Here is a 21,207-nt window from a genome sequence, read left to right on the forward strand (position 1 = left end):
GGTCGATTGGCCGACACGCCTAAGAACGGTTGACTGGTGACTTGGGACATGGGCAGTCCCGAGGATCTCGTTTCACACCACATCACCGTACTCCGGCGGTGCGGCCTCTCCGACGAGGATATCTGCGAGGTGTACGGTGTCTCCGACCCACCCGACGACGTGTCGGTCGGTCGAGTCGTGCTGGAGTCGATCGACGGGGAACCGACACCACGGAACCTCTACGACCAGACACATCGCGTACTCGCGACGGCACCGCGGGGTATCGACGCCCCGCGTGACTACCCGAACCGCGTCGTCCCCCAGCAGCTGAACACGGTGATGGGCGCGTTCGGTTTCTCGATGTACTTCCTCGACGGGAACGGCGAGCCCCTGGAGTCCGGAGCAGAACCCTCCCAGCCGTTCCGCATCGCGCTGGAGGACCCGAACGGCAACGTCCGAACGACCACCTTCGAGTACCCGGACACCGGCCTCGGCGAGCAGAACTACCCCGCGCTCGTGGCGGCGATCCAGTCCGACATGCTCGACGGCGTCCCGCTGACCTTCGCGATGCTGTCGGACTGGGCGGAGGAGCGCTGGCGCTTCGTCCTGTTCGAGACCGACCGACTCGACGCACTCGAGGAGCACTACGGCGGCGGCATCGAGTGCTTCGGCGAGCCACTCCTCCACGAGCACACGCCAGCCGAGTTCGCCTCGGGGCAGGCCGTCTCGGAGCCGGCCGTCGAGGCCGCCGCGGGAAGCGACGCGAGCGGTGGGAGCGGCGCGAGCGACGCAGGCGACGACAGCGACGGCGACATCGGCGTCGACGAGTCCACGGAGGGCTGGCTCGGCAGCGGCGGCTCGGACCTCAGCGACGTCGACCTCGAGAGCTCCTCGGACGACGTCACGGCGGACATCGAGGGGACCGAGGAGAGGTCGGAGGTCGAGACGGGTCTCGAGGACATCTTCTCGACCATCGAGGAGGACGCGACCGCGGGCGGTGACGGCGGCGTCGAGATAGAGTCCACCGGCAAGACCGTCGAGGACCTGGTCGGCGGTGCCACGGGGGCGGCCGACGAGGAACCGGCGGAGGCAGAGCCGGCCCCGACCGCGGACTCGGAGCCGGAACCGGCTGCAGACCCGCAGCCGGCTGCCGACGCTGCGACCGCCGAAACCGAGCCCGATCCGACCCCAGCAGAACCCGGTCCCGCCGACGCGGACGCGTCGGGGGCGTCCGAGGCAGAACCGGCCGCGGAGCCAGAGCCCGCGACGGCCGCGGCGGAACCCGCCGAACCGGAGAGCGCCTCCCTCGATGCAGACGACGACGGTGGCTTCGTCATGGCCGACCCGGAGCCGGCGCGGACGGAGCCCGAGACGGCCTCGGAACCGGCGGAGACGGCCGAACCCGCAGCCGAGACGACGGCCGAACCGGCCAGCACGGTTGCCGAGAGCGAGCCGTCTGGGACCGAACCGGAGCCCGAAGCACCAGCCGAACCGTCGGAACCTGCGACCGAGTCGGCCCCTGCCGACCCCGCAGAACCCGAACCGGAGCCCGCCGACTCCACGTCCCCCGAAGCGACGACGGCGGAGGAACCCGCGTCGCCCCCGGCGGGGACAGATGGGTCCGCGACGGCGAGCGAGGAGTCGGCCACCGCGAACGGCCCGACGGCGTCCGCCGAGGAACCCGCAGCGACGAGCGAGCCTGCGGCGGCCGCCGAGGAGGGCACGGTCGAGACGAACGCCGACGACGCCGCGGCCGCGGAGACGAGCACCGACGACGCCCCGGCCGCGGAGACGAGCACCGACGACGCCGCGGCCGCGGAGACGAGCGACGATTCGCCGGGTGTCGTCGGGCGCATCGTCGCCGTCATCAAGGGCATCTTCTGAGTTCCCGTCCCGGTTTCTGTCGGACGGTCGTACCGAACGTTAATATTCGTGAGTTGCGAAACCGTAATCTAACCGATGACCGACCGCGACCGACGCGAGCGGCTGGCCGAGTACGTGGCCGTCCTGCGCGGGTTCGGCCGTTCGGACGAGGAGATCCTTGCGGCCCACGGCGAGGACGCCGTTCCGGACGGGTTCTCCCTCCCCGAGTTCTTCGACCACCGGTTCGACGACGCGGAGGAATCGACGCTGTACGAGCGACTCCATGACACGCTCGCGACCGGGGCCGCGGGCATCGACGCCGACCGCGAGTACTGGGGCCACGCGCCGGCTCGCCAGCTCGACGATGCCTGTCGACCGCACGGCTGGCGTGTCGACCTGTCCGGTGACGACCCCATCAGTATTACCGTCGTGACGCCCGACGGCGAACGCCGCGAGTCGACGTTCACCTATCCGGCGTCGGACCTCGGAGAGCACAACTACCCGGCGCTCGCCGCCGCGGTCGCCGAGCACCTCGACGGGCTGACGTTCGCGCTGCTGACCGACCGCGACGGTCGCTGGCGGCTCGTCTGCGTCGAGACCGACCACCTCGCCGAGCTCCGCGAACGCTACGGCGAGCGCGTCCGGGTGTTCCGACGGCCACTCCTCCGCGCGGAGCAGCTCCCCGACTTCGCCGCTGCCGACGATGCCCGGGAAGCCCACGACCGCGGCTCCGAGCTGGCGAGCGTCGCCGGCGACGCCTTCGCGGAGTCGGTCGGAACGGGCCCGCGTGTCCACCGCTCCTCGCGCTCGCTGGAGACCGAGGTGGCGGTCGAATCCGGCCCGGAGACCGTCGTGGGCGAGGGCATCGACGAGGTGTTCGAGACCATCGAGGCCGACGCGGACACCGGCCGGACCGACGCACCGGCGGCGAACGAGAGCGTCGACGACGACGTGGCGTCGCTGCTGTCGGACCTGGACGAGCCGACGCGTTCCGGGGACGAGGCTGGCGACGCCACGGTCACGCGGAGCGCCGCGTCGGCGGCCGATGGGACCGACGACGGCTCCGGACCGACCGGCTCCGCAGGACTGGTCGGTGGCGGTCCCGAGACCACGGTCGTCGAGGACGGACTGGAGGACGTCTTCGCCGGGCTGGAGGAGACCAACCCGCCGGTCAGCGAGGACGACCCCGAGCGCATGGCGACCGACGACGTGCTCAACTCCGTGGACGCCGAGCCGACCGACACGGAGCCGGCCGACGCCGACCCGGAGGACGTGGCCGCCGACGCCGACGAAGCGGCGGTCGGTGGTGTCGCGGACGAAGCGCCACCAGACGAGGGGCCCGAGCCGCCCACCGACACCACGGCACCGATTCTCGACCCGGACGAGCTGACGACGCCCGAGGTGGAGACGCCCGCGCCCGAGTCACCCGGTTCGAGCGAGGCTGGCGACGGAGTGCCGACAGCGGGTGAGAGCGACGCGACCAGCGCGGCCGACGCCGCGGACACGACAGTCGTCGAGGACGGTCCGGTAGCGCTCCCCGGGCCGGAGAGCGGGGACGAGTCGACTGCCGACGAACCGGTCCCCGACGAGCCGTCCGTACCGGCCACCGACTCCGAGACGAGAGTATCGGAGACCGACGCCGGGACGGGTGGGGCAGACGACGGTACCGAGGCACCAGAGGCTACAGCCGAAACCGAAGTACCGGCGAGCGACGCCGACCCCGCCACCGCGGCCGACGACCCGGCAAGCATCCCCGAGGACGACACGCACGCGGACGCCGAAGCACTGGCGGACGTCGAATCGGGCCACACGACCGACGCTGTCGACACCGAAGAACCGGCGGAACCGGCGGCCGAACCCTCCGGCGAGATGAACGATTCCATCGACGCCGGCGAGCCGGAGGCGACCCCGAGCATCGACGTGATAGACCTCGACGTCGACGAAGACGACATCCCGGACGTCGATGGCGACGAGGAGACGAGCACGGCCGGGCCGCTGGCCGGCGGTGTCGGGCCGGACGCGTCGTCATGGTCGTCCGAGGCGCAGGCCGAATCCGACGCCGACGAACCGACGGGCGATGTGCCCGAACAGCCCGACATCTCGCCCGAGGAGCCCGTCGACGCCGACCTGCTCGCGGACCCGGACGAGCGCGCGCTCGCCGATGACGAGCCCGCCGACGAGTTCGACGGCGTCATCCTGGGCCGGCTGGACGACGACGAATCCGAGACGCGCGGCCCACTCGGCAGGCTGGCGGCGTGGCTCCGGAACCTGTTCTGAAGAACGGAATCGGGCGCGAGCTTACAGGAAGCTCTCGATGTGGTCGGCGACCTCCTCGGGGGTGTCGCCGACGGAGACGCCCGCGTCGTTCAGCGCGTCTATCTTCGACTGTGCGGTGCCGGAACCGGAGCCGGAGACGATCGCGCCCGCGTGGCCCATGCGCTTGCCCGGCGGGGCGGTGCGGCCCGCGATGAAGCCGGCGACCGGCGTGTCGACGTAGTCGTCGATGAACGCGGCGGCCTCCTCCTCGTCCTCGCCACCGATCTCACCGCACATGACGATGGCGTCGGTGTCGGGGTCGTCCTCGAACAGGCGCAGCGAGTCGACGAAGTCCGTCCCGATGATGGGGTCGCCGCCGATGCCGATGGCCGTGGTCTGGCCGATGCCGCGCTCGGTGAGGTTCGAGACGACCTGGTACGTGAGCGTGCCGGAGCGGGAGACGAGCCCGACGTTGCCGGCCTCGAAGATGTTGCCCGGCAGGATGCCGAGCTTGGCCTCGCCCGGCGTGATGATGCCCGGACAGTTCGGGCCGATGAGGCGCGTGTCGACCTCGGAGAGGCGCTTGTTCACGCGGGCCATGTCCTGCGTCGGGATGCCCTCAGTGATGGCGACCGCGAGGTCGACCGGCGAGTCGAGCGCCTCGAAGATGGCGTCGGCCGCGAACGCCGGCGGGACGAACACGACGGACGCGTCGGCGTCCTCCTCGCGCGCCGCCTGGTCGACGGTGTCGTAGACCGGGACGCCGTGGACCTCCTGGCCGCCCTTGCCGGGGACCGCGCCGGCGACCACGTTGGTCCCGTACTCGATCATCTGGCCGGCGTGGAACTTGCCCTCGCCGCCGGTGATGCCCTGTACCACGACTCTGGTGTCGTCGTCGACTAGTACGCTCATTGGTCCACCTCCTCCGCGTTCGCGACCGCACGCTGGACCGCGTCCTCCAGGGTCTGTTCGACCGTGACGAGGTCCTTGTTCAGAATCTCCATGCCCTCCTCCCAGTTCGTGCCCGCGAGGCGGACGACGACGGGTTTGGGTATCTCGTCGAAGCCTTCCAGGGCCTCGTTGATGCCGCGGGCGACCTCGTCGCCGCGGGTGATGCCGCCGAAGATGTTGAAGACGACCGAATCGACGTTCTCGTCGGAGAACACCATGTCCAGTGCGTTCGTGACGCGTTCCGCCTTCGCGCCACCACCGATGTCGAGGAAGTTGGCGGGCTCGCCGCCGTAGTGGTCGACGAGGTCGAGGGTCGTCATGACGAGGCCGGCACCGTTGCCGATGATACCGACGTTGCCCTCGAGACGGACGTAGTCGAAGCCGTACTCGTCGGCCTTGGCTTCGAGGTCGTCGCCGCCCGCGGCGTCATCCTCCATCTCGGCGAGTTCGGGCTGGCGGAACAGCGCGTCCTCGTCGATGTTCATGACCGCGTCGGCCGCGACGACCTCGCGGTCGCTCGTGACCATCAGCGGGTTGATCTCGGCGTCCGCGCCGTCCCTGTCGTCCCAGAGCGTGTACAGCGTCTGGAGGACGCTCGCGACGTCACGGGCGACGTCTCGCTCGACGCCCGCCTCGTAGACGGCCCGGCGGGCCTGGTACGGGTGCATCCCGAACGAGGGGTCGACGTGCTCGCGCACGATGGCGTCGGGGTCCTCCTCGGCGACCTCCTCGATGTTGACGCCGCCGCGCGTCGAGACCATCGCGACGGGCTTGCCCTCGCCGCGGTCCATCGTGACCCCGACGTACAGCTCGTTCACGAAGTCGACGGCCTCCTCGACGAGGACGCGGTCGACGTGGATGCCCTTGAGGTCCATCCCGAGGATGGCGTCTGCGGCCTCGCGGGCCTCGTCGGCGTCGTCGACGAGCTTGATGCCCCCCGCCTTCCCACGTCCGCCCACCTGTACCTGCGCCTTGATCGCGACCGGGTAGCCGATCTCCTCGGCCGCCGCGACGGCGTCGTCGACGGTGTCCGCGAGTGTCGACGACGGCGTCGGGATACCGGCGTCGGCGAAGACCTGCTTCGCCTGGTACTCGTGCAGTTTCATTGTTGGCTCGGTCGGTAGTTTCGCGGACCCGGAGTTAGTAGTGTCGAAACCGTCGGTCGCTTGCGAGAGACCGACCGGTTCGGGAGCGTCAGTCCGGGTCCCACCCGGTGTCGCACTCGGGGCAGACGAGCACTGCGCCGCCGTCGGTCGCTTCGACCCGCATCGCGTCGTACCCACAGTCCGGACAGGCCACGTCACCGAGTTCGGGCGTCCAGGAGATGAGCGTCTCGCCGGCGTCTCTGGGCGCGCCGACTGCGAGGACAGCGAGATCCTCGTCGGCGTCGTTGCGCCCGCACTGGAACTCGCCGGGGCCGAACCGGATCGCCTCGCGCTCCCCGACGGTCACCTCGCCGGCGCGCGTCTCGAACGTCGCCTCACCTGCGAGGACGACGAACACCTCCTCCTGTGCGGTGTGGGCGTGCCGTGACAGGCTCAGGCGCTCGCCGCCCGGGACGCGATACCGGTTCAGCGAGAGCCCGTCGATGCCGAGCGCGTCGGAGAGCGACCGTCGGAGCGCCCCGCCCTCCGTCACCGTCGCGGGGCGGTCGTCGACCGAGCACCGTTCCATGGCCCGGTTTCACCCGGTCCGGGCATAACCGTTTGGCACGGGCGAGCGGTCCCACACCCGACCACCGCTAGCCACGGAAAATAAGTTCACTCACACGAATCTACTGATGATACTAGTGTCGACGTTCGTCGCCGTCGAGAGCATGACAGCCACCCACGTGGCGTTCGTTCTGGTACTCGTCGGCTCCGCGTTGCTCTCCGGAGGGCTCGGGGTCTACGCCCTGTACGTGGCCCGCGAGAACCCCGCCAACCGGCGGTTGCTCTCGCTGTTCTCGCTGCTGATGTTCGGCGCAGCCATCTGGTCCGTCGGCGACGCCGTCCAGCTGCTGCTCGTCGACCTACAGTCGAAGGTCGCGCTGGAGGCCGCACTGAACATCGTCACCGTCATCCCACCGCTCGCGTGGCTGCTGTTCGCACTCAGCTACGCCGGTCGCGACCGGTGGCTGAGCCGCCGGACGTACGCCGTGCTGGGGGTGGAACCCATCGTGCTCACCCTGGTGGCGCTGACGATGGGGTCGCACGAACTGCTCTGGTCGGGGAGCGACCCGATCATGACCATGGGTTCGATCCCCGTACTCGACAGAGAGCTCGGCCCGGTGTACGTCGCTCACGCACTCTACTCGTACGTCATCGTGCTGGCCGGGGCCTACGTGCTCCTGTTCCGGGCCCGGACCCAGGACACCACGTTCCGCGGGCAGGCCGCGCTCCTGACCGTCGGTGCACTGGTGCCGTTGCTCACGAACGTCGCACACCTCTCCGGCGTCGGCCCCGACCTGAACCTGACCGGGTCGGCGTTCACCGTCTCCGGCGTCGCCTTCTGGCTGGCGATCACGCGATACCGGCTGCTCGACGTGGTGCCGGTCGCCCGCGAGTCCGTCATCGAAGAGATGCGCGACGGCTACGTCGTCCTCGACGAGGCGAACCGGGTCGTCGACGCAAACCCCGCCGCCGAGCGCCTGCTCTCGACGTCGCTGTCCGTCGGCCAGCCCGTCGCGGACGTGCTCCCGGACGATGCCGACGTGCTCGACGACGACGGTGCCGGGGACGAGCTCGCCGAGTTCGTCGTCGGCGAGCGGGCCGACCGACGGTTCGTGAACGCGACGGTCTCCTCGGTCGGCCGTGGCGACGCGAGCCGGCTGCTCGTCCTCCGCGACGTGACCGAGACGCGCGAGGCCGAACAGCGCTTCCAGACGCTCATCGAGAACGCCTCCGACATCGTCGCCGTGCTCGACGTCGACGGCACCGTCCGGTACCAGAGCCCGTCGACGAAGCAGGTGCTCGGCTACGACCCGGAGGAGCTGGTCGGGGAGAACGCGTTCGAGTACATCCACCCCGAGGACCGGGACGAACTCGCCACGGAGTTCGCGAAGGGTGTCGAGGAGAACCGGACCATCGACCGCGTCGAGTACCGCATCCAGCACGCCGACGGCTCCTGGCGCGTCCACGAGTCGGCCGCCCGGAACCTCCTCGACGACCCGACCGTCGAGGGCATCGTCGTCAACACCCGCGACGTGACCGAACGCATCGAGCGCGAACGGGAGCTGGCGGCGACCAACGAGCGCCTCGACCGGTTCGCGAGCGTCGTCAGCCACGACCTCCGCAACCCGCTGAACGTCGCCGAGGGCTACGTCGAACTCCTGGAGGACGTCATCGAGGACGAGCAAGCCAGCGACTATCTCGACGAGGTCTCGACGAGCCACGACCGCATGGCCCGTATCGTCGACGACGTGCTCGCGCTCGCACGGGAGGGTGGCGAGATAACCGAGACGATGCCGATCGAGCTCGAGTCAGCCGCCCGGGCCGCCTGGTCGGGTGTCGACACCGACAGCGGGACCCTCTCCGTAGTCGATTCGACGACCGTCGACGCCGACCGGAACCAGCTCGCACGACTCCTCGAGAACCTCTTCCGCAACTCCATCGAACACGGCGTCGTGAGCGCCCCGTCGGAGGCCGACCCCGCCGCTCCGGGAACGACAGACGGCGGTGCAGGCGACGCCTCCATCACCGTAACTGTGGGCATACTCGACGACGGGAACGGCTTCTACGTCGCCGACGACGGCCAGGGCCTCCCGTCGGAGCTCAGGGAGCGTGCCTTCGAGCCGGGCGTCACCTCACGCGACGACGGGACGGGCCTCGGGCTGGCCATCGTCGCCGACATCGCCGAGGCCCACGACTGGACGGTCGAACTCGGCGACACCGACGGCGGCGCTCGCTTCGAGTTCGTCACCGAAAACTGAGCCGCCCTGATGGCGGGTCAGGCCGATGCCTGTCCCGAACCGTCGTCGGTCGTTCCGGAGTCGACGGTGTCGTCGGTCGTTCCGGTGTCGGTTCCAGCGTCGGAGCCGTCGTCGGTCGTTCCGGTGTCGGTTCCAGCGTCGGAGCCGTCGTCGGTCGTTCCGGTGTCGGTTCCAGCGTCGGAGTCGTCGTCGGTCGTTTCGGAGTCGGTACCGTCGTCGACCCCGCCGCTGTCGTCACCGACCGTACCCTCCTCGCCGGAATCACCGACGGAGACGTTGTCGCCGGACCCGCTGTCGGGGGGCTGCGCGGGCTCCTCGGTGGTGCTGTTGTCATCGGAGTCGCTGACCGGCGCGTCGCCGTCGATGACGGTGCCGTTGTCGCCGCCGTCGATGGTCACGTTGTCGGCACCATCGTCGACGGATACGTTACCGTCACCCGATTCGCCGACGGTGCTGTTGCCATTTTCGACGGTGCTGTTGCCATCATCGACGGTGACGTTGCCGTCACCCGATTCGCCGACGGTGCTGTTGCCATCATCGACGGTGACGTTGCCGTCACCCGATTCGCCGGCGGTGCTGTTGCCATCATCGACGGTGCTGTTCCCGTCAGCCACGCTCTCGTTCCGAGCGTCAGCGACGTCGACGGCGGGCGCGAGCGACTCGAACCCAACAGAGTGGGTCGAGAACGAGGCCATGTGGAACGACGCCCACGAGTAGCCGTCGGCCTCCACGACAGTGTACGGGGACTGCTGGCCGTCGACGAGCAGCTGGAACGCCGTGATGTCCATGCCGACAGCTGCGAGCGCGTCGAGTCGGACCATCACGGTGGCGGGCGAGTCCACGACGCGGGAGACGGTGAACTCGACCACGCCGCCGGTGTCGGTGACGATGGAGACGACGGCCACGTCGTCACCCTCGTGGAGCACCCGGACCGAGTCCTCCCAGGCGGGGTGGTTCGAGCCGGTGACCTCGACGGTGCCGTTGTCGGGGGTCGGGGCCCCCGAGCCGCCGACCGCGAGGTCGAGATTCTCGCGGTCCGCGAACAGCCCCACGGTGACGCTGCCGCCAGCGACGGCTGCGAGCACGACGAGCATCGCGGCGAACACGACGAGTGCCGGGCTGAGCCTACTGGTCATCGGCCTCACCTCCGTCGGGCCGGGCGTCGCGAGCCGGGAACGTGAACTCCTGTCCCTCGGCGTCGAACGCGTCGCCGAACAGCGCCGCCCACGCGGCCTCCTCGGTGTCGACGGCGTCGTCGACGACGGTCCACTCGCTCTCCTCGTCGCGCTCGCCGAGGGCGGAGTCGTCCGCCTCGCCGAACACCGGATCGTCGGCGTCGGTGGCCTCGTCGCTGGTGGCCTCGTCGCTCACGGACCCGTCCGCGACGATGGCCGTCTCGTCGACGCCGTCGGTCGGCGCGTCACAGACGTACAGCATCGTGCCGTCCGAGTAGCTGAGCCGGTCGTCCGTCTCGTCGTGGACGAGCCAGCGCCCGGCCCCGGTGGCCATGGCGCGGAGCTCGTCCACGCTGGCCACGGTGACCGTGGGCAGCGAGCGGGTCGCTTCGTCGAGCGAGCCACGGAGCACGCCACCGTCGGCGGCGACCGGGGTGTCGCCCGTCGGCGCGACGAACAGCCGCATCCCGAGCAGTACCGCGAACCCGACGGCGAACGCCGCGAACGCGGAGGCGCTCAGCTGGAGCAGCCGCAGGTAGGTGACAGACCCGTCGTAGACGAGGTAGGCCATCACACCGGAGTAGACGGCTGCGATGCCGACGACCGCCATCGTGATGGTCAGGTCCTGGACGCCGATGCTCCAGCCGGCGGGCTCGTCGTCGGCCTCCGACGCGGCCACGGTGGCCACGCCATCGGTCGTCGACCCGCCGCCGGACTCGTCGTTCTCCTCGCGGGCGCGCTTGAGGAACGCCCGGAGCTCGGTGAGGACGAGCAGCACGATGGGTGCCGCGACGAGCAGCGCGAAACCGGCCGTCGTCCCGACGAACTCGACCACGTAGCCGATGAACGGGATGGTGAGTATCACGCGGCCGACCAGCCGGTCGGGCGTGACGGTGCTCGCGTCGGGGTCCTCGTTGTTGTCACCCTGTGTGACGAACTCGGGTCCGGCCGCCGTCTCGCGGATCTCGATGACCCGGTGGGTCGTCGGGGCGGCGCGGTCCGCCGTGACGTACGTGATGACGTCGCCGACGCGCACGTTCTCGCCGGAGACCTCCGCGACGACGACCGCGTCGCCGACGGAGATGGCGGGCTCCATGCTGCCGGAGACCACCACGAAGCTCGCGTCACCGCCCGCGACCTGCGGGACGGCGAAGACGACGAACGGGACGACCAGCGCAACCACGAGGAGCAGCGCAATGGCCCGGAGCACCCCACCGCGGGTCAGCTCGGGCGTCATCGGCTGCCACCTCCGGTACCGGGGGCACCGGTGCCACCGTCGTCGTCATCGACCTCAGGTGCGCCGAGCACGCCGTCGGTGCCGTTGCCGTCGAGGTGCTCGGGGCCGTAGTAGGCGACACCGGGGCCGCCCTTGACGGCGACCTGACAGAGCGTCGGGTCGGGCGTTTCCCCGTCGCCCTCGACGTGGAAGGCGAGCGCGACGACCTCCTCGTCGACGCCGTCGGGCTTGGTGACCGTCTCGGTCACGACGATGTCGTAGCCGGTGTCCTCGCAGTCGTCGTCGACCGGGAGGGTGTACCGGCCAGGTTCGATGTGGTTCTCGCCGAGGGTCTCCGGCGTTCCGATGCCGCAGTTCTCGGGGAGCTTGTCGTCGAGTTCGAGCTTCCCGAGCAGGACGCAGTCGCAGCCCGGTGCACCGTCCTCGCAGACGTACACCTCGACGTAGCTGACGCCGTGTCTGTCGGGGCCGCAGTAGCAGTTCACCGCCTGAACGGCCGCGAACGGGCCGCCGTCGGTCGGGTCGGTGTGCCGGCACGCGACCGCCGCGAACTCGAAGCCGAGGCCGACCGTCTCCTCCCCGACGTAGTCCTCGGCGAGCTCGTAGTCGAGCCGGAGGTGGAGCGGACCGTCCTCGCTGGCGTTCAGGCAGCCGGGAACGGTCGCGGTCGGGTCGTGAGCCGGGTCCAGCGCCAGCCCGGTCTGGTACGTGCGCGCGACGTCACAGAGCGTCCCCTCGAAGAGTGGCTCGCTGGTGTACGCACCGGTCTCGTCGACGTACCGGAGGCTGAGGGTGAGCGCGCCCGCGAGCCGACCGGTCGTCGACGGGCAGAACGTCCGCACCCAGGTGTAGGCCGGGTTGTTGACGCCGTCGTCGGACTCGGGCAGGTCGACGATGAACGTGACGTAGCCCTGTCTGCCGGGCGAGAGGGTGCCGAGGTCGATGGACACCTGACCGTCGCTGGCCCCGGTGTCGTCGTCGTGCTCCCACTCCACCAGCAGGTCGAGCAGCCCGGCCTGCAGCGAGTTCCCGGTGAACCGCTCCAGGTCGGCCAGCGCGCCGTAGGTGCTCGCCGTCGAGATGGCACCCGCGCCACCGATGACGGACGCCCCGACGAGTATCTCGCGCCGCGTGAGCCCGCTCATTGCGCACCTCCGCAGCTGACCGCCTCGCAGACGAGGTCGAACGTGACGCTGTCTGTCTGGGTGTCGGCGCTGACCGGGTCGAACCGCCAGGCGAGCCCGAGACAGCTGCTCTCACCGCCGTCGAGACAGCCGATGTCTATGCCCTCCGGCCCGTACTCGTCGCTCACGTGCTGGAGCGTCCCCGAGGTGATGGTCGTGTCACCGAGTCCGCGGCGGCCGTCACAGCCGCCGAGCAGGCTCGAATCACGCCAGACCTCCACGAGCAGGGCGTCCTGCAGTTCGCCCGTGGTCGGCGTCGTATCACCGGCGACGACCTCCGGCTCGACGATACCGTTCTCGGCGGTCGCGGCGAGCTGCGGAAGCAGGCGAACCTGAGCCGGCGTGTCCACTGCCTCGAACCCGACGACGAGGGTCCCCTCGTCGCCCGGCATGAGGTTGTCGAGCGTCACGACGGGACCGGAGGCGTTTTCGACGTACGCCGGTGATTCGTCCGGGTCGAGGACGGTGGTTCCGTTCGTCACCGTCGATCCGTTCTGTACCTCGAGGACGTCTCCGTTGTACGTCTCGAACCAGGCGACCCGGACCAGCGAGTTCGGCGCTGCGTACGTGTAGTGCGTGTACGCCGGGCTGGAGCCGAACGCGCCCGAGACTCCGGAGAGTGTGGCGAGCCCGACTGCGCCAGCGCCGATGCCGGCGAGAAGGTCGCGTCGATTCAGTTGTTTCTGTGTAGATGTCACGTGTTTCCCCCCTGCCGCCCCCAGGCGGCGTGTCGGACTCGACGACGAGACCGGTCGACCGACCACTGGTCGCCCCACCGGTTCCACTCGTCGTCGTATCTCGCCTGTCGAGAGGACAGCGACGGGCTTAGGTATGGGTCGCCCGCCGGCCGGATACGGACCATTACGGGCCGCTCGGTGAGCGGCCGGCTGACCCTGCCGTCCGGTACGGCGACCCTGGAACCGTTCGCCCGAAGCGACGTCGGCGACACCGGTCGGTTCGCGTCGCCCGTCGGCGCATCGAGTGTTGTCCCCGTCCGCGGGGAGGACCCGGCGACGGAGTCGAACCGTCGTGTGACCGCTCCGGGTCGGAGTGGGCGATGACGCCGGCTGGACCGTCCGTCGTCTCGCTACGGGATCATGGATAGCGGTCGACCGGCTCGGGAGAGCCGGTGCGTCTCAGTTCAGGCGGAACCGCTCGACCCGTTGTCGAACGGGTTCGCGTTCTCGCCGTTGTGGCGGCACTGGACGGCGGCGAAGTCCAGGTCGAAGCTGACGGAGTCGGTCTGGATCTCGTTGCCGACCTCCACCGGGACACACCACTTCATCGCGACGCAGTGGGTGCCCGGGAGGAAGCAGTACTCGTCGTCCTCGTCGGCCTGGCCGAGCAGCGGGAGCGCCTCCAGCTTGAAGCCGCTCGACGCCGCGTCGTTGAACTCCGCCAGGGTGCCCTCGAAGAACACCACCTCTCCCACCACGACGGACTCGATTATGGACTGGTAGATGTTCGGGAGGACGATGGCGAGGTCGTCGGCCGACGTGTTGTAGTAGTCGGTGCCGTCGCCGTCGCCGGGGTTGTTGACCGCGGTTCCGGCCATGTCCTTGAGCAGCTGGGGCTCGCCGGCCCCCGGGTCGTTGATGTCGATGACGATGATGCGGGTGCCGCCGGCCTTCGCGTCGTTTGCGGCCTGCAGCTCGTCGACGTTGCTCTCGAACTGCTCGCCGTCGGTGAGCAGGATCATGATCTTCTGTGCGCCCGAACGGGCGTTGGCGCTGAGGTAGCTGTCGCCCTCCTGCACCGCGAGCCCGAGGGCCGTGCCGGTCACGCCCTCCGGGACCGCCTGGATGCTGGAGATGGCGTTCTGGACGTCGGCCTCGACTCCCGAGGGCCCGAACACCACGCCGGGTGCCTGGTCGTCGCCGATGTAGTCCTCGTTGCCGAACGTGAACACGCCGATCTCGGTGTCGGCGGTCTCGTCGAAGACGATGGTTGCGAAGTCGCCCGCGGCGTCCTTGGCGACGGCGAGCTTGGTGGTCGTGCCACCCATGCCGTCGGAGATCTCGCCGCCGTACTGGTCGTACTCCATCGAGCCGGAGATGTCCTGCACGACGAGGATGTCGCTCGTGCCGGCTCCCTCGGTGATGGTGTTCGAACAGTCCTCGTCGTACCAGAGGGTGACGTCGATGTTCTCGGCGAGCTCGCCCACGTCGGGCGTGTCGTCGACCTCGGCCTCGGGCTCGGTGAGCCCGTTGTCGAGGTCGTCGTAGACGCTCCCGCGCATCCAGAGGTAGGCGGGGTTGTCACAGATGTGGAGACTGACGGTGACCTCACCGCAGTCGCCGGGCTTGACGTCGTCCAGTTCGAAGACCGGGATCTCCTCGCCGTCGATGAAGCCCTCGGTGTCACAGGCGAACCCGAGGTCCGCGCGCTCCTCCCAGGTCATCGGGCCCTCGGCCATGTCGATGAGCCCCTGGTCGATGAGCTGCTGCTCGGTCGGGGCCTGTCCGATGATCTCCCACTCTTCGCTCGGACCGTAGTAGCTGGCCTTGTAGTCCAGCTGGAGGTCGAGCCGGCCAGCCGTGAGGCTGTTGCCGACGAAGCCCTCGCGGTCGTTGAACAGGGCCGTGGTGCCGAGGCCCGCACCCGCAGCAGCTACACCGACCGTCCCGAGCCCGGCGAGGACCGTCCGCCGGGTGATGTCGTACGTCTGTTTCTCTGTCATTGTTGTGTGTACTCCCCCCTTTCGGGGAACGGCCCACCGACGGAGTCGAACCGTCGTCGTCGGTCCCTGTGACCGATGGGCCACCGTCGCACCCCCAGCGCGACGGTCGAGGCAGTCAGTCTTCGGTCGGGTCAGACCGGCGTGCTGTTGTTGCCGCCCGTGCTGTCGTTGTCACCCACGTCGCCCGTGGGGTTGTGGCGCGACTGTTCGGCGTCGACCACGAGGTCGAACATGATGGAGTCGGTCTGGACCTCGTTGCCAACCTCCGCGGGCAGGCACCATTCGAAGCCGATGCACTGCGTGGTCACGCCCGGGTACGGGTCGCGAGCCTCGGAGGTACGGTCGCCGTCGAGCTCGATACCCTCGGCGAGTGCCGCGAACACCTCGGCCATCGTGCCGGAGATGATCTTCTGCTCGCCCGCGAGGACGACCTGTGCGATCGCCTCGTAGATGGTGTCGAGGTCGGCCGGGTCGGGTGCGGCGAACGCGTCGTCGGGGTTGCTCGCGATGTCGTCCTCGAGGAACTCCTCGTCGGCGTCCCCACCCAGCGCGATGGTGAAGATGCGGATGCCGGCGGCCTTCGCGTCGGTCGCGGCCTGCTCGGCGTTCGACGGGCTGTTGACGACGCCGTCGGTCAGGACGATCATGACCTTCGACGCGCCGGCGGTGGCGTTCGAGCCGTTGATGAGCTCGTCGTGACCCGCCGTGATACCGGCGGTCATGTTCGTGCTGCCACCGGCCGTGTAGGCCGCGATGGCGTCCTTGACGTCCTGGTAGACCGTCGTCAGCTCCTGGTCGACGGACGCGCCGCCGCTGAAGGAGATTGCCGCGGCCTCGTCGGGGTTCGACAGGTTGTCGACGAAGTCCTGCGCGGCGGTCCGGAGTGCGTCGATCTTCGGGCCAGCCATCGAACCGGAGACGTCACTGACGAGTGCGACCTCGAGCTCCTGGGACTCGCCGGTCCCGGTGGGCTCGTAGACGTTGTCGCAGTCCTCGTCGTACCAGACGCAGACCTCGATGAGGTCGGCGAGCTCGCCCAGGCCGTCGGTGTCGTCGCCCTCGTCGGCGAGCTCGGGCTCGGTCTGGCCGTTCTCGTTGTTGGCGTAGACGGTGCCGGAGAGGTCGAGCCAGGCCGGGTTGTCACAGATGTGGATGCTGATGGTGACCTCGCCGCAGTCACCGGGCTTGATGTCCGAGAGCGTGAAGATGGGCATCTCGTCGCCGTTGACGAGGAACTCGTCTGCCTCGTCGGAACAGAACGCGAAGTCCTCGCCCGTGACGAGGTCCTCCCACTCCTGCAGGTCCGCGGGGCTGGGTGCCTGGTCGAGCAGGTAGCGGCCCTCGCCGAGGTCCTCGGCGTCCGGGTAGCCCATGGCGATGACGTCGTCGAGGCGGCCCTCACCACCGAGGTAGGTGGCCTCGTAGTCGAGCTTCAGGTCGAGCGAACCCGCGGTGAGGCTGTTGCCGATGAGGCCTTCGCGGTCGTTGAACAGTGCGGTGGTGCCGAGGCCCGCGCCCGCGGCGGCGATACCGACGGTGCCGAGTCCGGCGAGGACTGTCCGTCGGGAGATGGTGTGTTGTCTGTCGTTGGTCATTGCTGTTTACTCCCCCCTTAGGGGACGACCCGGCGACGGAGTCGAACCGTCGCGAGAGACCGCTCCGGGTCAGCGGTGTCCGAGCAGCGTGGCTACTCGAAGACCAGGTCGAGGGCGACGCCCTCCTCCGCGGAGGTGTCGTAGTCGCCCTGGAGCGTCACGGTCACGTCGCCGCTCACGCTGAACGGGCCGGAGACCTGTGCCGCGCTGGTGTTCACGACGAGGTGCTGGATGTCGCGGGGACCGACGCCGTCGTCGTTCGAGACCACGAGGGTGTCGGGACCAACCAGCCCGACGGCGTCGCCGCCGACGGTCAGCGCGAGGTTGTCGACCGCGATGGTGGCCTCGTCGACCTTCCCTTGGACCGCGAAGCGGCCACCCGGGGCGGTGATGCTGTCGGCGACGGTCACGCCGTCGAGTTCGAACGTCGCGTTTCCGGACCCATCGTGCGTGTAGACGAACGGGACCGTGTCGCCGGACGTCCACGTGTACTCGCCCTCGTCGGCGTTGCCGGGTGCGATGCCGACCGCGAGCTCCCAGGTGTTGGTGCCGCCGAAGCGGGCCCGTGCGAACGACGTGTCGTCGAGGTCCGCGAAGCCCTCGCCCTGGCTGGTCGTCACGACGGGGTTGTGCCGCGACTGTTCGGCGTCGAACACCAGGTCGAAGCTGACGGAGTCGGTCTGGACCTCGTTGCCCACCTCGACGGGCAGTTCCCAGTAGAAGCCGATACAGTACGTGCTCGCGCCGGGGACCGGGTCGAACTCGGGCGTGCTGGCGTCGCCGTCGAGGCCGATGCCGGCCTCGAGTGCGGTGAACGCGTCGGCCATGCTGCCCTCGAAGAGGACCACTTCGCCGTCGTCGAGGACGTTGTTGCAGTTCGGGTCGTACCACATGGTGACCTCGATGAGGTCGGCGAGTTCGCCGACGCCGTCGACGTCGTCGCCCTCGTCGGCGAGCTCGGGCTCGGTCTGGCCGTTCTCGAGGTTGTCGTACATCGAGCCGGACATCGTCACCCACGCGGGGTTGTCACAGATGTGGAGGCTGACGGTGACCTCGCCGGAGTCACCGGGCTTCACGTCGTGGAGCTCGAAGACCGGGATCTCAGTCCCGTTGATGAGAAGCGCCTGGCCATCCTCGGAACAGTAGTCGATCTCCCCGCCGAACTGGTCCTCCCACGCCTGCTCCTCCGCTGGGGTCGGGACCTGTCCGAGCACGACGTTGCCGTCGGGGCCGTCGTAGGTGGCCTTGTAGTCGAGCAGGAGGTCGAGCGAACCCGCGGTGAGCGTGTTGCCGAAGAAGCCCTCCCGGTCGTTGAACAGTGCGGTGGTACCGAGGCCCGCGCCCGCGGCTGCGACGCCGACGGTGCCGAGGCCTGCGAGTACGGTACGCCGAGTGAGGTGTTGTCTTTCGGTTGTCATTGATGTGTTCCCCCCAAGGGGAAGACCTGGTGACGGAGTCGAACCGTCTGCGTCCCATTCCAAGTCGATGTGCCCGTCTTCGTATGCAGCGTACACGGGTCGGGGGTGGCGACGGCCTGTCGCGCCCCGATGCCCTGGGTGTGGCTGCTCCCCCTTCGACGGGCTATCCTTCCCTCCGACACCTATCGACTTACTTATGCTCTACTTTCGTCCTCTCAGTGGCCCGTTGCGTTCCAGTCCGGTCCTGCTACCACCGAAATTGCCGCGACCGGTATGGGGTCCGGACACGGGTCGTCGGGCACGTTAGCGCCGCCACTGGTGCGGGTTTCTCCCAGGAACCGGTCGCCGAACGACACGGCCGCCGTACTGACGGAACGGAGACCGGATTGAGACCCCTGCCGGTTCTGGAACGGGTTTCTATCGAAAATATGACTGTTGCAATCGGGCCTTGCTCTCGCCGACCCATCGGTGTCCGCTCTCCATACCTATCCCCCCTCCGCGTGTTACGTGCAGCCGACGACGCGTATCCGCGCGTCGTGGGGGGACAATGTTACTCAACAAGACACGCACAGTACCTGATTCGGACGTGTTCGCCATTCTCAGCAGCCCACGCCGCCGCCACACGCTGGAGTACCTGCGACGCCACGACGAGAGTGTCGCGCTCCGCGACCTCGCGGAGGCCATCGCGACGGTCGAATCCGGGGAGTCGCCCGCACCACGCGGGGTCCGCCACGCGGTGTACGTCTCGCTCCACCAGACACACCTGCCGATGCTCGACGGGGCCGGCGTGCTGGCCTACGACGCCGACCGCAAGCTGGTCGAGCTCCTCGACTCCGCCCGCGACGTGGAGCGGTACATGACCATGACGACCGCCTTCGGCGTCAGCTGGGCCGAGTACTACCGTGGCCTCGGCGTCGTCGGCCTGTTCCTCGTGGTCGCCGCGCTCGCGAACGTCCCGGTGCTCTCCGTGGTCCCGCCGCTGGCCTGGGCCTCCGCATTCCTCGCGACCTTCGCCGTCTCCTCGGCCTACCAGCTCTGGGGGCAGCGTCCCGGCCTGCTGCGTGCGCTGTTCTGATGTCAACTTTGCTCGTCGAAACTCGCTTCTATCGGTGAGACAGCTGGTTAGTAGAGATGCGTTGTTCCCGCTGAGGTTTCTGCCAATTCGACGAGGGATTCCGATAGCCGTCCAAGATACTCAACGCAGATCTTGTCGAATTGATTCGCAGTAAACTACCCGGACAGCCGGTATCGTCGTCGCGCAGCACTGCCGAGAGGAACTACTCTCGGGGCTGCTGGAGGATCTCGGCGACGGCCCGTTCAACATCCTCGACACACTGTTCGACGTGCTTTCGATGCGTCCGGAACGAGAGGACACAGACCCGCGGAGTGAACCGGCCGTCGACTGTCGTCGCCGACAGGTGGACCCGACCGTACTGGTTGATTCGCTCGAGCACTGCACGATTGAGGTTGTCGAGGGGCTCGCCCGTCACACCCGGTGGCTCGACGCGGAACGCGAGCGTCGAGAGCTGCGGATCCGCCACCACCTGGACGGAGTTCACGTCACGGAGTTCGCTCGCGACCCACCGGGAGAGGTCGAGTTTCTCAGCGAGGTTGGCCCGGAAGGGTGCGACGCCGTGCATCCGGAGCGGGAGCCAGACCCGTAACCCGCGGAAATCCCGCGAGAGTTCCGGCCCGAGCTGGCTGAAATCTACGTATCCGGCGGCGAGACGATGCTCGGACATGTAGTCGGCGCTAACCGCGTGGGCACGCTCGAGGGAGTTCCCGTCTCGGACGAGCAGCGCCCCCGTTCCGTACGGAAGGAACAGTCCCTTGTGGGGGTCGAGCGTGATCGAATCACACCGCGGGAGGCCGGCGAGTTGCTCGCGGCCGTCGTCGGTCAGCACGAAGAAGCCACCGTAGGCAGCGTCCGCATGGAGCCACAGATCCTGGCAGGCAGCGAGGTCCGCGAGTTCGTCCAGGTCGTCCACCGCACCGGTGTTGGTCGTTCCCGCCGAGCCGACGAGCAGGAACGGACGCTTACCGGCGTCCCGATCCGCCTCGACGGCGGCCTCGAGAGCGTCGATCCTGATACGATAGTCCTCATCAGAAGGGATCAAGCGGACGTTCTCCCGCGGGAACCCAGCGAGCACTGCGGCTTTCGTGACCGAGTGGTGGGCCTGGTCGCTCGTATAGATCATCCCGTCGGAGAAGTCGTCCGGAAGTCGCTCGCGCCGGGCGGTGATAGTGGCGACGAGATTCGCTATCGAGCCGCCCGATGTCAGGAGGCCGAAGGCACCGTCGGGGTAGCCGACCATCTCACAGAACCACTCCACCACGTTCCCCTCGAGTCGGGCGAGCGCCGGCGCCCCCGCCCACGCGCCCACGTATCGATTGATGGCATTGGCGATGAGGTCGGCCACCGCTGCGTGGAAGAGCCCCCCGCTTGGGATATACGATAAGTTCCCTGGATGCGGGCCGTTGATCGAGTATGGAATAGCGTCCTCGAACAGGAGGTCGAGCAGTTCCGCGAGCGGCGTCGGCTCCTCGGGTACCTGTTCGCGCAGATGCTCGAACCGATCGTCGACCCTGACGTTCGCGGCCGGCTGGTCGGGCAGGCTCTCTATGTGTTCAAGGACGCGGTCGGTCGTCGCAGACACCATGTCGGCCATCTCCTCTCTGGTGAGTTCCAGCGATCGATCCGGTGCCATCGTGTCCCACAGTTGTTTCGTGGACGCGCCCGATTGTTCTTTCTATCGGGGGAATTACAGGTTCCGGAGGCGCGCAATTCCAAATCCCAACGGGTGACACCTCGAGTTCGCCACCCCGTCAGGGATCAGTAGCGGATTCGAACGCGCTCGCGACTGCCGGGGGTCGTGGCCGGTACAACCTCTGTATTCAGCAAGGGGTTCTTGACAGTTCTGAAGTAAGTCAATCGCGCCTGTGCTGAAACACCTCGCCC

At 68.7% G+C, this 21,207-nt stretch carries 15 protein-coding genes; 4 read left to right on the top strand and 11 right to left on the bottom strand.

What is annotated here, in order from left to right; all coding sequences use genetic code 11:
• Window positions 1-48: 48 nt before the first annotated feature.
• A complete protein-coding gene (locus tag NOW55_RS06200) occupies window positions 49-1,863 on the top strand; it encodes a hypothetical protein (protein ID WP_256399218.1) in 1,815 nt (604 codons plus the stop codon).
• Between the two features lie 75 nt (window positions 1,864-1,938).
• A complete protein-coding gene (locus NOW55_RS06205; protein ID WP_256399219.1) occupies window positions 1,939-4,119 on the top strand; it encodes a hypothetical protein in 2,181 nt (726 codons plus the stop codon).
• A gap of 21 nt (window positions 4,120-4,140) precedes the next feature.
• Here NOW55_RS06205 and sucD read toward each other — a convergent pair whose 3' ends face one another.
• The 3 genes from sucD to NOW55_RS06220 form a co-directional block, all read right to left on the bottom strand.
• A complete protein-coding gene (sucD, locus tag NOW55_RS06210; RefSeq protein ID WP_256399220.1) occupies window positions 4,141-5,010 on the bottom strand; it encodes a succinate--CoA ligase subunit alpha in 870 nt (289 codons plus the stop codon).
• A complete protein-coding gene (gene sucC / locus NOW55_RS06215; protein ID WP_256399221.1) occupies window positions 5,007-6,155 on the bottom strand; it encodes an ADP-forming succinate--CoA ligase subunit beta in 1,149 nt (382 codons plus the stop codon). The genes sucD and sucC overlap by 4 nt, the downstream gene beginning before the upstream one ends.
• Window positions 6,156-6,243: 88 nt before the next feature.
• Window positions 6,244-6,723, bottom strand: a complete 480-nt coding sequence (locus NOW55_RS06220) for a cupin domain-containing protein (RefSeq protein WP_256399222.1) — start codon at window positions 6,721-6,723, stop codon at window positions 6,244-6,246.
• A gap of 106 nt (window positions 6,724-6,829) precedes the next feature.
• Here NOW55_RS06220 and NOW55_RS06225 point away from each other — a divergent pair, with 106 nt between their 5' ends.
• The gene (locus NOW55_RS06225; RefSeq protein WP_256399223.1) at window positions 6,830-8,959 is read left to right on the top strand and encodes a histidine kinase N-terminal 7TM domain-containing protein; all 2,130 of its coding nucleotides are present in this window, start codon (window positions 6,830-6,832) and stop codon (window positions 8,957-8,959) included.
• A 17-nt stretch (window positions 8,960-8,976) separates the two neighbouring features.
• Here NOW55_RS06225 and NOW55_RS06230 read toward each other — a convergent pair whose 3' ends face one another.
• The 7 genes from NOW55_RS06230 to NOW55_RS06260 form a co-directional block, all read right to left on the bottom strand.
• A complete protein-coding gene (locus NOW55_RS06230; RefSeq protein ID WP_256399224.1) occupies window positions 8,977-10,095 on the bottom strand; it encodes an ICP22 family protein in 1,119 nt (372 codons plus the stop codon).
• Window positions 10,085-11,371: a signal peptidase I gene (locus tag NOW55_RS06235; RefSeq protein ID WP_256399225.1), complete on the bottom strand. Its 1,287-nt coding sequence runs from the start codon at window positions 11,369-11,371 to the stop codon at window positions 10,085-10,087. Before NOW55_RS06235 ends, NOW55_RS06230 begins: the two co-directional genes overlap by 11 nt.
• The gene (locus NOW55_RS06240) at window positions 11,368-12,516 is read right to left on the bottom strand and encodes a hypothetical protein (RefSeq protein ID WP_256399226.1); all 1,149 of its coding nucleotides are present in this window, start codon (window positions 12,514-12,516) and stop codon (window positions 11,368-11,370) included. Before NOW55_RS06240 ends, NOW55_RS06235 begins: the two co-directional genes overlap by 4 nt.
• Window positions 12,513-13,253, bottom strand: a complete 741-nt coding sequence (locus tag NOW55_RS06245; RefSeq protein WP_256399227.1) for a hypothetical protein — start codon at window positions 13,251-13,253, stop codon at window positions 12,513-12,515. The genes NOW55_RS06240 and NOW55_RS06245 overlap by 4 nt, the downstream gene beginning before the upstream one ends.
• Window positions 13,254-13,696: 443 nt before the next feature.
• On the bottom strand, window positions 13,697-15,235 hold the full coding sequence (locus NOW55_RS06250) for a vWA domain-containing protein (protein WP_256399228.1): 1,539 nt from the start codon (window positions 15,233-15,235) through the stop codon (window positions 13,697-13,699).
• 131 nt (window positions 15,236-15,366) lie between these two features.
• Window positions 15,367-16,830, bottom strand: coding sequence for a vWA domain-containing protein (locus NOW55_RS06255; RefSeq protein WP_256399229.1), 1,464 nt, complete (start codon window positions 16,828-16,830; stop codon window positions 15,367-15,369).
• Window positions 16,831-16,922: 92 nt separating this feature from the next.
• Window positions 16,923-18,248, bottom strand: a complete 1,326-nt coding sequence (locus tag NOW55_RS06260; RefSeq protein ID WP_256399230.1) for a choice-of-anchor W domain-containing protein — start codon at window positions 18,246-18,248, stop codon at window positions 16,923-16,925.
• Between the two features lie 547 nt (window positions 18,249-18,795).
• Here NOW55_RS06260 and NOW55_RS06265 point away from each other — a divergent pair.
• The gene (locus NOW55_RS06265) at window positions 18,796-19,323 is read left to right on the top strand and encodes a DUF7344 domain-containing protein (RefSeq protein ID WP_256399231.1); all 528 of its coding nucleotides are present in this window, start codon (window positions 18,796-18,798) and stop codon (window positions 19,321-19,323) included.
• A gap of 202 nt (window positions 19,324-19,525) precedes the next feature.
• On the opposite strand, the gene NOW55_RS06270 is transcribed toward NOW55_RS06265, so the two are convergent.
• Entirely contained in the window at window positions 19,526-20,956 is a 1,431-nt protein-coding gene (locus NOW55_RS06270; RefSeq protein ID WP_256399232.1) for a pyridoxal phosphate-dependent decarboxylase family protein, read from the bottom strand.
• Between the last annotated feature and the right edge of the window lie 251 nt (window positions 20,957-21,207).

It is taken from the genome of Haloarchaeobius litoreus, from assembly GCF_024495425.1.
GTDB lineage: Archaea > Halobacteriota > Halobacteria > Halobacteriales > Natrialbaceae > Haloarchaeobius > Haloarchaeobius litoreus.